The following is a 12,027-nucleotide window of genomic DNA, read 5'->3' as shown; positions in this document are numbered from 1 at the left end:
TCTTTTTTACTTTACTTTTGGACAGGCCACTTACGCGCACCCGCTTGAACAATGCCCAAAAGCAATTGCCGCCGTTCTTTTATAGATTTAATCGCTGTTCGAAAGGTTTGTTCTGATAGGGTTGGTATGCCGCATTCCCTTAGCTTCATAAGGTTGGGCTCCGGCGGTTCTTGTTCAGCCGGATGGATATATGCTGTATGAACGGTGTCTAAGTAGTTTTTAACACTTGAGCGCGCTTCTTTTATGTGCAGCTGATTCGGAAGATACTGCTTTGGAATGCCATATGTCAAAATGGTTAACGCTTCATCCAGTACAGTGACTGCAATCACGGAAGATTCCTCACGCTGTGTGCTATGGTAAAAATGAAGAATGGGGAAGGCGTTATGCTGAGCGGTCAGCTTTCCCAGCTCTGAAGAAAATGTAGCGAGAAGTAGATCCATGTCGTGAAAATGTCTCCCGTTCCACGCAGTTTGGACAATCTCTGTTCCGTTATGCCCAAGACTCAGTACACTCTGGGCGAATGAGCGCTTTTGATTAACTGCGCTCAAGACAGAAATTAAATACGTGACAGAAAAAGTAATTGTAAGCAGACCTTCAGCTGTAGCACCGACTGTCACAAGCTTCCAAAGGGCTCCGTTCGGTGTAAGGTCGCCATTTCCTAATGTAAACATCACATATCCAGAAAAATAAGCTCGATCTGACCAGGAGGCTGGTTCTTTACTTTGAGTAACAACAAGAGAATGAGGGTCACTTGAGAAGATAAACGTCCAGCCGCTCCAAAATAAACCGATCCACACCAATAATGTCATGCATAACAGCAGGGGCCCTGCCGTACTGAGAACCTTTGCGTGATCTCCGCTGATCTTACGGAAGCCTTTCCACAGCCATGCAGATAAACATCTTGTGATCGGACCGGCTCCGCTCTCGAGCCATAATGTTGTCCATATAAAATCAATCATCCCCGCTGCCAACAATAAAATTCCTGCAATGATATAAATCTCATTCAATTTTATTGCCTCCTCCTATTCAATTAGAGCCAGCCATTTAGCCATCTTTATGTTTCTTTTCTATTTCCTTTTGTCTTGAATATGAAACAATCATTTGAATGTGTGAGCAGTGAATCATGCAGAGAAGATTTATATAGGAGAAGTTAACCAACACTTACTCATAATGAGGATGACAGAAATGTCGCATAACATACATAATGATTCCACATTTTCGGCAAGAAAAAAGTTCAATTCCCCTATGAAGTGGTCATTTTACCGACTTGAAGTGAAAAAAAGTTCAGAAATTTATATTGACTGAAAGCGTTTTTATAATTATGATATTAGCAGAAGTAACAAATATATAACTACAATATTACTATAACAACACTACAAAGTAACTATAAGATGACAACTCGTTAAGTCAGACACCAAAAATATACCCACTGTTGTTTAGCAATAATGAAATCGCTTCCGAAATAATTGACGTCAACGCATGCTGAAAAGAAGGGAAGGTTATATAGCCAGTGATAAGAGACATTTTGAACTTTTTTCTCGGCATTTGAGAAAAGTTGCAGCCCTAGAATACGTTTTTAAAATACGCAGTGATCGATTTTGAAAAAGACTGGGGGAAACGGTATGAATACAAAAGGCAGTCAAATGTCATTTTTACGCACAATTATTTTAGTTTCGACTTTCGGCGGGCTTCTCTTCGGTTATGATACCGGAGTATTAAATGGGGCTTTACCATATATGGGTGAGCCTGATCAGCTTAATCTCAATGCTATCACAGAGGGTCTCGTCACCAGTTCTCTTCTTTTTGGAGCTGCACTTGGAGCTGTGCTTGGCGGAAGGATGTCTGATTTTAACGGACGCCGCAAAAATATTCTTTTCCTTGCCATTATATTTTTTATCTCAACGATTGGATGTACACTGGCTCCCAACGTAACAATCATGATCATTTCTCGTTTTGTGCTAGGGATAGCCGTCGGGGGCGCATCAGTGACGGTGCCTGCTTATTTAGCGGAAATGTCACCTATGGAAAGCAGGGGACGGATGGTGACCCAGAATGAATTAATGATTGTATCCGGGCAGCTGTTGGCCTTTGTTTTTAATGCCATCCTCGGGACGACAATGGGGGACAGCTCCAATGTATGGAGATTTATGCTCGTGATCGCGTCTCTTCCGGCCGTATTCCTGTTCTTTGGAATGATCAGAATGCCTGAGAGTCCTCGCTGGCTTGTTTCAAAAGGAAGGAATGAAGATGCTTTAGGGGTTTTGAAGAAAATCAGAGACGAAAAACGCGCTGCATCTGAGCTGGCTGAAATTGAATCCGCTTTCAGAAAAGAGGATAAGCTTGAGAAAGCTACGTTTAAAGATCTCGCAGTGCCGTGGGTACGCCGGATTGTCTTCATAGGAATCGGAATTGCGATTGTACAGCAAATTACGGGTGTAAACTCCATCATGTATTACGGCACTGAAATTTTAAGAGATTCCGGGTTCCAAACGGAAGCAGCGCTGATCGGAAATATTGCTAATGGTGTGATCTCCGTTCTGGCTACGTTTGTCGGAATTTGGCTGCTCGGAAAAGTCGGTCGCCGGCCGATGCTGATTACAGGGCTGATCGGAACGACATCGGCATTGCTGCTGATCGGAATATTTTCACTTGTGCTGGAAGGATCGCCTGCACTTCCATATGTGGTTCTGTCGTTAACGGTTTCGTTCCTGGCATTTCAGCAGGGCGCGATTTCACCAGTGACGTGGCTGATGCTTTCAGAAATTTTCCCGTTGCGCCTTCGCGGTCTGGGAATGGGTGTTACGGTATTCTGCTTGTGGATGGTCAATTTCGCAGTCAGTCTGACATTCCCTATTTTGATGGCAGGCATTGGGTTATCAACAACGTTTTTCATCTTCGTTGCGCTGGGAATTTGCTCGATTCTGTTTGTGAACAAGTTTTTACCGGAAACAAAAGGTCTTTCGCTTGAGCAGCTTGAGGAAAGCTTCCGTGCTCACGATCGCAGTGAGGCTAAAGAAGAGGCCGGCGCTGAAGTGATTGGCTAAGAGGAATAAAAGAATCCGCACTTGAATGCGGATTCTTTTTTAGTATGTTTAGTTTGGTCTGACAAGGATTTTCACTTGGTTTTTCTCTTTGATCAGAGATCCGAAGCCTTCTTCGATTAAATCGTCTAACACGATTTTTTTCGTAACGAGTTTATCGGCCGAGAAATAGCCTTCTTTCATTAATGACAATACAGCTGGAAATACGTCACGGTACCCGATGATTCCTTTCACTGTGCGTTCTTTGATTACGATATCATTCGGATGAATTTCAGCGCCTTTTTCCCAGATGCTGACGATCACTGTCTCACCGGCAATTGTTGTAGATTGGATAGCTTGGCGTAAAACGACTGGAACCCCGGTTACTTCAAAGGCTACGTCAACGCCGCCACCTGTAAGGTCTGTGATATGGGCCACTACATCGTCTGTTTTGGACGGATCCACGATAATGGCGCCAAGCTCCTCAGCTTTTTGCTGGCGCTCAGGTGAGAGTTCAACAGCGTAAATTTCAGTAGCGCCGGCAGCTTTCAGCGCTTCAATGACAAGTAGTCCGATCGGGCCGCAGCCGAATACAGCCGCTTTGTCACCAGCTTTGATTTTGCTTGAGCGGACAGCGTATAAAGCGACCGCAGAAGGTTCAACGAGTGCGCCTTGTTCATATGATAATTCCTCAGGAAGTTTGAATAACAGCTCTTCATCTACAGAGACATATTCGGAGAATCCGCCGCCGCCTCCGGCTAAGCCGAGGAACCCCATTTGTTCATCAAGGTTGTACGCACCCTGATGTCCATGTGTTGCAAAAATCGGTTCCACAACGACTCGGTCTCCGACTTTATAGTTTTCAACACCTTCCCCGACTTCAACAACTTCACCGGAGAATTCATGCCCCATTGTGACAGGTGCTGTTTCTTTTGTTAAAGGATGGGGTTTGTCCACCGGGATAAAAATCGGGCCTCCTAAATACTCGTGTAAATCACTGCCGCAGATGCCGCACCATTTGACTTTGATCTTGACTTTTCCCGGTTCCACTTTTGGCTCTTCAATATTTTCAATACGGATATCCTTTTGGTTATGCCATCTAGCTGCCTTCATGGATTACCACTCCTATATCTTTTGATATGAGTAATTCCGCACCGATCAATATGAACTGTTCACAAAATCGCCATTTTTAAATACCAAAAAAAGATAAAACTTATATATAATATAGACTACGTTTTTTTGAAAAAAGAAACTTTGAAGAAAAAAGAGTCTCGCACACTCTTTTTTCTTTACGATGAGAGAGTAAGAATCGTTTACATAACTATGAATTTGGCTTGAACAATACGGTAATGGTTCGTTCATATTGAATGCGTCAACTACTCTATCAACAATTATAACGCTAACACTGCAATTATAATAGGATAATCTTCCATGGTTTATTTTAGCAGAGGACATTTTTTTGACTTTGTAACATTACTGTAAGGATATTGAAATAAAAAATCCCTGGTTGATCGTGTATAATTTTTCCTAGATGTTAATAAACAGGGGGACGAAATGTTGAAGAAAGTCATTTTAGCCGCTTTTATCTTAGTAGGAAGTACTTTGGGAGCTTTCAGTTTTTCGGCAGATGCCAGTGCGAAACATGTGAACGGAAATATTACTTGGTATAACGGAGTTGGGAAAAAAGGCTCTTCAGGTAAAAAACTTGGACATTGGGACTGTGCGACAAAGATCGGATTTGACGTACCTAGAAATGGGACAAAAATCAGAGCTTATGCAAAAGCGAAACCTAAAAAGGTCATTACGGTTTATAAAAATGATGTTGGCAGAATGCCTAATGCAGTGCTGGATGTAAGCCCTAAAGCGTTTAAAGCGCTGGGATACCCATTAAGCAAAGGAAAAGTATCGGGGCATTACAGCTATTAATACATAGTTTAAATCTGTAAAGCAAGAAGTCGCATTCTTGCTTTTTCTATTGGTGGAGATAAGAGATGAAAAAAGGAATCGTTTTAACGGCAATCGTCGTTGTTTTGGCGGCAGCTGCGGGTTTTATGTTTTATTCTTTTAAAGATAAAGGCAGTGAGAGTGCGGCCGATGTTTCCGTGAGCACGGAGAACAATGAGAAGCTTCTGGTTTCGATTACCGATACCGATCTTCTGACGAAGTATTATGAAAATGATAAGGTGATCCATGAGGAGAAGCTGACCAGCTATCCGGCGTTTGCCTTGGATCAAGAGCAGCAGGCGCTCTATTATACAAGCAATAACGATCAAAATGAGATGAGGCTTTTTAAGCTTGATCTTAAGTCTGATAAGAAAACTATGCTTTATAAAGGTCCGGAAAGCGCGGACAGCTTGTTTTTATCAAAGGATCGCTCAAAAATTTATTTCCGTTTAGGAAAAGCGGACGAAAGCAATTTCCGTATCGCATCCTTTGATTTGAAAACGAAGAAGTACAAAAACCTGTATCCTGCCGCTAATGACCAGGATGACAGCGTCAGCAGCTTCTTTTATAACCAAAAAACAGATTCATTTGCTTTGCTTCATTATTCTGTAGAAGAAGACTACAAAAAAACGGATGAAGCCAATGAGAAGGGAATCGATCCTGAGCCGACAAAGATTCATTTTTCAGCCGGTCATGAAAGCGGCCTTCATGAGCTTAAGAGCCTGGAGCAGTTTATCAGTGATATTGCTGTTTCTGATGACGATAAACGGATTTTGTTTACGTCATATACACAAAAAGGCACGGAGCAAACGGCTTCTATTCAAATGCTGAATGCAGACACGAAAACCTATGAAAAAATCATTTCAAATCAGAAAACATATAAGCTGTTAATTGACGCGCAGCCGCAGTTCTCCAAGGATGGAAAGAAAATTTATTTCCTTGCCGAAGCCAAAGGGGCTAAAAAGCTGAAGGACGAAACAGGGCGTGAAGCCAAGGTTCGGACAATTTATTCTTATGACCTTGACACGAAGACGTTCAAAAAAGTATGGGAAAATCCGAATGGCATCATCAATAGTTTTTCTGTCATCAACTGAAAAAAAATCACTCAGCAAATGCTGAGTGATTTTTTAATGGACGAGGTGCAGGGCAAATGATCCGAGCCATTTAAAGAAACGAATAATTGGTATTGACCAATTCATAAGTTCCGCACATAAGTTTATAGCCAAGTTCAACTTTTTGTCTGAAGCTCGTTTCTCCAGGTCAGCCTGCTGTTGGTTTTTGATCACATCATCACCCCTCATATCCATATTATACCATGATCAAAAGTGAAAAAGCCCGAAACGTTTACAGTTTTGGGCTTCATTATCTTGGCCTCTCGTCAAACCGGGAGGCCTTGCTATTGGATATAAGATTTGCTTCTCTGATCGAGGATTGTTCGCTGATAGAGACTGCTTTTTAAAAAAAGGGAAGAGCTAACTTGTTTTCGTTTGGCTGTTGTTTTGGAGATTCACTAATGAACGAATGCCTTCGACCATTTTACTTCCGCACAAAGGGCACAATGGCGTGTCACTGCTGGCGAAGTTTTTTCTGGTCCAGCCGTTGCAGTCTTCTTTTGTGCATTCCCAAGTACTCACATCTTCCTTTGGCAGCGGTTCTTGATTTCGTTTATTATAGTAAGACATAAAGTCACTTCTTCCCTCATGTATTTTACTGCACATTCTTATTGTCTCATACTTTGCCCTAATCTCCTAATTCCTTTTTCTTTATGACTTTCCAATCCGCTCATCTAAAAAGGACAGAAGCGTTCTGTTGAAAGCATCCGGTTCTTCTAAAAACGGACAATGGCTGCTCTTAGAAAATGTAACGAGCTTTGAGTTTGGAATATGTTCACACAGGTGTTCTCCGGCTTCTATTGAGAAAAATTTGCGGTCTTCTCCGAAGCATAACAATGTCGGCACATGAACGTTTTGAATGGATTCGCGATAATCAGCTGCCGTTTGATTAAATAAAATCGTGCTTGAAATGGCTGCCGGCTGTTTCAACATTTCGGCAAGCATCCATTCTGTTTCTGTTGATGCAGGCGGCTCTGCGAACATATTATTGATGAAGCTTTTGTAGAATGGAAGCGGGTCAGTTTGAATAGCGTGCATCGCTGTTTTCAAGCCGTCAAAGTCAAACGGGCCGTGTCCCCAGCCGTCCCATTGGTAGTCGGAAGCCGATTGATCGACGATCACAGCGGCTCGAATGTTATCATTCCCAAATTGATTGATATAATCCCATACCACGAAAGCGCCCATTGACCAGCCGACAAGGACGGCAGGATCAAGCTCCATCGCACACATAAATTCCTTAATATCACGGGCGTATTGGGAAATGGTGTGTCCATGAAGAACTTTGTCGGATTCGCCGTGCCCTCTAAGATCGAGACGAATACATTGATAATTGGCAGATAGCGCTGAAAGTTGTTTGTGGAAAAATTGTCCGCTCATAAGCACGCCGTGTATAAATAGGATTGGTGTCCCGCTGCCGTGAGTTTCGTAGTATAGTCGGGTCTGATCTTCTAATGTGATGTATGGCATGTTTTCTCCTCCTTTAGTTTCCGTCATGCGAATGAATGGCTGATGAACTGATGATCACAGCTGTCGCGGCTGCTTGCTGTGCTTGGATGGCTGTTTCAATAGCTGTGTACAGCCCTGATTCCATCAGCAGATTTTTCTCCATATACTCGCTGAGATATAAACTGACAGCAATTTTGAAATTCATATCCTTTTCCCATTTAAATGCTTTTTCTTGGTTCAGCTCATGCGCAATGCCCAAAACGGTTTTGATATCCGGCTCTTCCAAGAATGTGAGGAGGGAGAGATCGGGATAATGAAAATCTTTTGGCTTTTTATGAGATTCAGTAATGGATTGAAAGATATGTTTGCATTGGGATACAAGGATTTCAGGGTCTTTTTCACTTTGCAGAGCAAGAATATGGCTGACGTGTTGTAAGTATTGGCCTTTTTTAAAGCCGTTAGCGGACAGCAGCTGGTAACATGTTTCTGCCTTGTTCAGCGCCTGCAACCCTCTTCCGTTTTGGGCAAGCAATACAGCAAGCGGAACATTTTGAGTTGAAGTGAGGAAATAGTGATTTTTCTTCATCTGCTGATAAACAGAGAGCCCCATGTTCATCTGTTCTCTTTGGTTTATCGTTTCGGTCTTGCCGGTGAGCAAGATCAGAGCGGAAATGTACGTGAAAATATCCCGTTTATAACCAAGCCTCACCATTTGGTTGTATACATCGATAAACGTAAGAAACGCTTGTTCCGCCTCATGCTGAAAATGAATATCCAGAATTGATGCGACAGTAAATCGGTGGTGAGAATTGAGTGTTGAAAAGCTGCCGATGTTTGATTTTATATAGCTGCTCAAATCATAAAAGCGCTGAAAATCAAAATCTCTTTTATTCACAATATATGCAGAGGAGATGAGCATTAATATCTGATTATGAGCAACTTTCCATCTTAATTTTGATTTTAATTCGTCATAAATTGAAATGTATTGAGTTGTTTTATTTTTGAGATCGTTTGTCAGCATAGTAAGCAGCTCCTTTTTTCGCTGTTTCTAAGTTATACGATTTATGGAAGAAAAAGTTTCATAGATAAAAAAACCTGCCTGCAGCAGGCAAGTTTTTTGGGCCTTATTTATGGGGGTCAATCACATCCATCGGTCTCATCATGTCATAGTCTTCATGCTCAAGAATGTGGCAATGCCATACGTACCGCCCAGTGTATGGCCCGAATGTTACGGCGATTCTCAGGACTTCACCGGCGTGGGACTGAACCGTGTCTTTCCAGCCTTTTTCACTTGGTGGCGGCGGAACGGCGGGTCCGGTGTAGAACAGTTCTCCGCGCTCTTCAAAGCGGGCTGTATCAAACGGGCGCCGGTCTAATACACGGAAGGAGACCAAATGAAGATGGATGGGATGTGTTCCGCGTGTCGGATTGATGATCGACCATACTTCGGTAGAACCGACTTTCGGTGCTTCAGTGACAGGATCGTGCCAGCGTTTGTTGTTAAGAAGAAGGACGGGTCTGCCGTATTGATCTTGAGTTCCTGCCAGCTTCAATGTTCGGAGGTTTTGTATTCTTTCGTGCTGCACTGAAGGGTAAGACGCCAGGTATTTTGGCTTTCTGCTTTCGTCTTTTTGGGCTAACGGTTTTGTGACCCTGAATTGCATGATGTTTGCGTCTGTTTCCGGATTAACGTCGCCTCCGCAGCCCTCGCTGTTTGCTAAAATGATCGATTGTCCTTCAAACGCGGCGAAGTCAATGAGAATATCAAAGCGCTCAGCCGGCGCGATACTGAAAGAGTTTAGCTTGACGGAGCGCGGCAAAAGTCCGCCGTCAGAACCGATCTGGATAAATTCTCCGCCATTATCAAGTGACAGGTTATATGTTCTCGTATTAGAGGCATTGATGACGCGGAAGCGGTATTTTCTCGGTTCGACCTCCATGTATGGCCATGCCTTTCCGTTGACGAGAATTGTATCTCCGCAAAAGGCTGGAACGATTGACGGATTAGGCAGTGACGGTGAAGGGTTTTCCGGTCCGCTCGGATAAAATAAAGAGCCATCTTCATTAATCGTACGGTCCGTGATTAAAAGCGGCACATCGTATTCACCTGATGGAAGCTTTAGGCGTTTTTCCTTTGGATCATGAATGATATAAGCGCCGATGAGCCCGGCATACACATTCAGCCTCGTCAGTGCCATGGCATGATCGTGATACCACAAAATAGCTCCGCGCTGCTGATTTGGATAATGGTAAACCTCACGTTTAAAATAAGGTCCTGTTTGTTCAAAGTCTTTAGAAAACCACGCCTCCGGATAACCGTCACTATCATCAGGAGTGACGCCACCGTGTAAATGAACGACGGTTTTTACCTCGGGTTCGGCATGCTGGCTGTCACTGTGATGAATGGTGTGATCAATCGGTAGGAAATGCTCTGAAGGAAGGTTATTCATCCATTTCACATAAACGTTTTCATTTCTGTTGGCTTCAATGGTAGGACCGGGAAATAAACCATTATAGCCCCACAGGCGGGTTGGAGGGAGATCGCGGTGAAGCTGATGGTAGCATTCCTCCATGGTTACTTCGTAGTATGTGCTATCTTTTGACTGCTGTACCGGCTTTAGTGTATCTGGGATTGGGAGAGCATCCGCAAATTTTTCAAGTGTCATTTTCATCTGTCCTTATTTAAATTTTCCTAATTGGTACTATAGTTAATGACACTATGGACGTGAAGGTGACAAAAAAAATCCTACCGTTAAGGCAGGATATCGGGCTGTTGCTGAGTAACCTGTTTGGCTGAGGCTTTTTCAGACACCTTGCGTTTTCTGAACACAAGATAAGAAAGCAACACGATGCCTGTGATAAAGCCTGTCAGCAGCAGTTCATCTCTCATCGATTCAATAAATGCCATGGATACTAAAATACCGCAGATGGCAATAATGGTCACGTAGGTTAAGAACGGGAAGAACCACATCTTGATCTTCAATGCTTCCGGGTTTGTTTTTTCGAGACTTTTTCGCATTCTCAGCTGGGAAACAGCGATGACAAGATAGACGAGCAGGGCAATTGCGCCTGATGAGTTAACTAAGAATAAAAAGACGGTGTCAGGTGAGAAGTAGTTCATTACGACCGCAATATAAGAGAAAAATGTTCCGGCAACAATTGCTTGTACGGGAACTCCTTTTTTGCTCAGTTTCATAAAGCGGCGCGGCGCTTCGTTTCTTTCTGCAAGTGAATACAGCATTCTGGATGTGGTGTACAAACCTGAATTCAGGCAAGAAAGTACAGCTGTGAGGACGATAAAGTTCATAATCTGCGCGGCTGCCGGCACTCCAATATGCTCAAGAACAGCGACGAAAGGGCTTTCTAAAATATTAGCTGAGTTCCAAGGCAGAAGCGCAACGACAACGGCGATTGAACCAACGTAAAAGACAATGATGCGCCACACAACGGATCGGGTCGCTTTTGTTACGGATTGAACCGGGTTTGATGTTTCACCGGCAGCAATCGCAACAATCTCCGTTCCCATAAAGGAGAAGATTACGACAACAATTCCGAGCAATACAGAGCCTATGCCTTCAGGGAAAAATCCGCCTTGGCCCGTAATATTTGCGAAACCGACTGGATCACTGCCTGGGGCGAAGCCAAAAATAAATGCAAAACCAACGATTAAGAATGCGATGATTGTAACAACTTTAATGAGGGAGAACCAATATTCAAACTCACCAAACGATTTAACAGAGTAGATGTTTGTCAGAGTGAGTAAAATCGTCAAAATTAGGCTCGTCATCCACAGAGGAATATCGTGGAACCAGTATTGGATAATGCCGGCTCCCGCGATTGCTTCAATAGCGATGACAATAACCCAGAAAAACCAATAGAGCCAGCCGATTGCAAATCCGGCCCACGGTCCGATAGCGTCATGAGCGTATTGGGAAAATGATCCGCTTGTCGGGTTTACGGCCGACATTTCACCAAGCATTCGCATGATAAAGATGACCAGTAATCCGGCTAATGCATAGGAGACAATGGCACCGGGCCCGGTCGAGTGAATTACTGAACCGCTGCCAACAAATAGTCCGGCTCCGATGACGCCGGCGATAGAAATCATCGTCATATGTCGGGTCTTTAATTCTTTTTTTAATCCTGATTGAGACTGGTTCATATGTTACCTCCTTGAAGAATAGAGTTGTTACTGAATATTATGATAATTGAAACTGTAACATAAATATACATTTTGTCGAAAATTTATGTCAGAAAATATAACAGTTTATTTCAAATTTGTCGGGTTTTGTTTGCTGGTTTTGGAGTACGTACGTTCGAAATAAAAGAAAAAATTTTCCGTCAATTATTCGTTTTTTCGATTTGTTATATTTTTGAAAAAGTGTTGATTGGCTAGAAGTATTGGCATGATTGGGTTTGAAACACTTTTTATAAATGAAAATTTGTTGTGTTAAGTAAAAAGAGTTCTACCGTCACTATTTTTCTGTGGTGAGTGAATCATGTTT

At 42.9% G+C, this 12,027-nt stretch carries 11 protein-coding genes; 3 read left to right on the top strand and 8 right to left on the bottom strand.

Annotated elements, in window-relative coordinates; all coding sequences use genetic code 11:
* Positions 1-11 precede the first annotated feature (11 nt).
* Positions 12-1,007, bottom strand: a complete 996-nt coding sequence (locus tag NST16_RS14805) for a potassium channel family protein (RefSeq protein ID WP_229148714.1) — start codon at positions 1,005-1,007, stop codon at positions 12-14.
* A gap of 615 nt (positions 1,008-1,622) precedes the next feature.
* Here NST16_RS14805 and NST16_RS14800 point away from each other — a divergent pair.
* Entirely contained in the window at positions 1,623-3,044 is a 1,422-nt protein-coding gene (locus tag NST16_RS14800) for a sugar porter family MFS transporter (RefSeq protein ID WP_340887317.1), read from the top strand.
* A 48-nt stretch (positions 3,045-3,092) separates the two neighbouring features.
* Here the strand turns inward: NST16_RS14800 and bdhA are convergent, their stop codons facing one another.
* Positions 3,093-4,133, bottom strand: a complete 1,041-nt coding sequence (gene bdhA, locus NST16_RS14795; RefSeq protein WP_010333223.1) for a (R,R)-butanediol dehydrogenase — start codon at positions 4,131-4,133, stop codon at positions 3,093-3,095.
* Between the two features lie 441 nt (positions 4,134-4,574).
* Between bdhA and walM the strand changes: the two genes are divergently transcribed.
* On the top strand, positions 4,575-4,946 hold the full coding sequence (walM, locus tag NST16_RS14790; RefSeq protein WP_081720753.1) for a cell wall metabolism protein WalM: 372 nt from the start codon (positions 4,575-4,577) through the stop codon (positions 4,944-4,946).
* Positions 4,947-5,011: 65 nt separating this feature from the next.
* The gene (locus tag NST16_RS14785) at positions 5,012-6,058 is read left to right on the top strand and encodes a hypothetical protein (protein WP_268449312.1); all 1,047 of its coding nucleotides are present in this window, start codon (positions 5,012-5,014) and stop codon (positions 6,056-6,058) included.
* Between the two features lie 33 nt (positions 6,059-6,091).
* Here the strand turns inward: NST16_RS14785 and NST16_RS14780 are convergent, their stop codons facing one another.
* From NST16_RS14780 to gabP, 6 genes are all read right to left on the bottom strand, one after another.
* Positions 6,092-6,250: a hypothetical protein gene (locus NST16_RS14780; protein ID WP_268449313.1), complete on the bottom strand. Its 159-nt coding sequence runs from the start codon at positions 6,248-6,250 to the stop codon at positions 6,092-6,094.
* A 186-nt stretch (positions 6,251-6,436) separates the two neighbouring features.
* Positions 6,437-6,646, bottom strand: a complete 210-nt coding sequence (locus NST16_RS14775) for a cold-shock protein (protein ID WP_010333227.1) — start codon at positions 6,644-6,646, stop codon at positions 6,437-6,439.
* Between the two features lie 81 nt (positions 6,647-6,727).
* Entirely contained in the window at positions 6,728-7,543 is an 816-nt protein-coding gene (locus NST16_RS14770; RefSeq protein ID WP_010333228.1) for an alpha/beta fold hydrolase, read from the bottom strand.
* A 13-nt stretch (positions 7,544-7,556) separates the two neighbouring features.
* Positions 7,557-8,543, bottom strand: coding sequence for a DUF4003 domain-containing protein (locus tag NST16_RS14765; protein ID WP_340887314.1), 987 nt, complete (start codon positions 8,541-8,543; stop codon positions 7,557-7,559).
* Positions 8,544-8,646: 103 nt separating this feature from the next.
* Entirely contained in the window at positions 8,647-10,188 is a 1,542-nt protein-coding gene (gene cotA, locus NST16_RS14760; RefSeq protein ID WP_340887312.1) for an outer spore coat copper-dependent laccase CotA, read from the bottom strand.
* A gap of 86 nt (positions 10,189-10,274) precedes the next feature.
* Positions 10,275-11,684: a GABA permease gene (gabP, locus tag NST16_RS14755; RefSeq protein WP_010333231.1), complete on the bottom strand. Its 1,410-nt coding sequence runs from the start codon at positions 11,682-11,684 to the stop codon at positions 10,275-10,277.
* Positions 11,685-12,027: the final 343 nt, after the last annotated feature.

The sequence above is a fragment of the Bacillus sp. FSL K6-1005 genome (assembly GCF_038000225.1).
GTDB classification, from domain to species: Bacteria; Bacillota; Bacilli; order Bacillales; family Bacillaceae; genus Bacillus; species Bacillus mojavensis.
The sequence above is the reverse complement of the archived record's forward strand: the minus strand, read 5'-3'. Positions and strand labels throughout refer to the sequence as shown.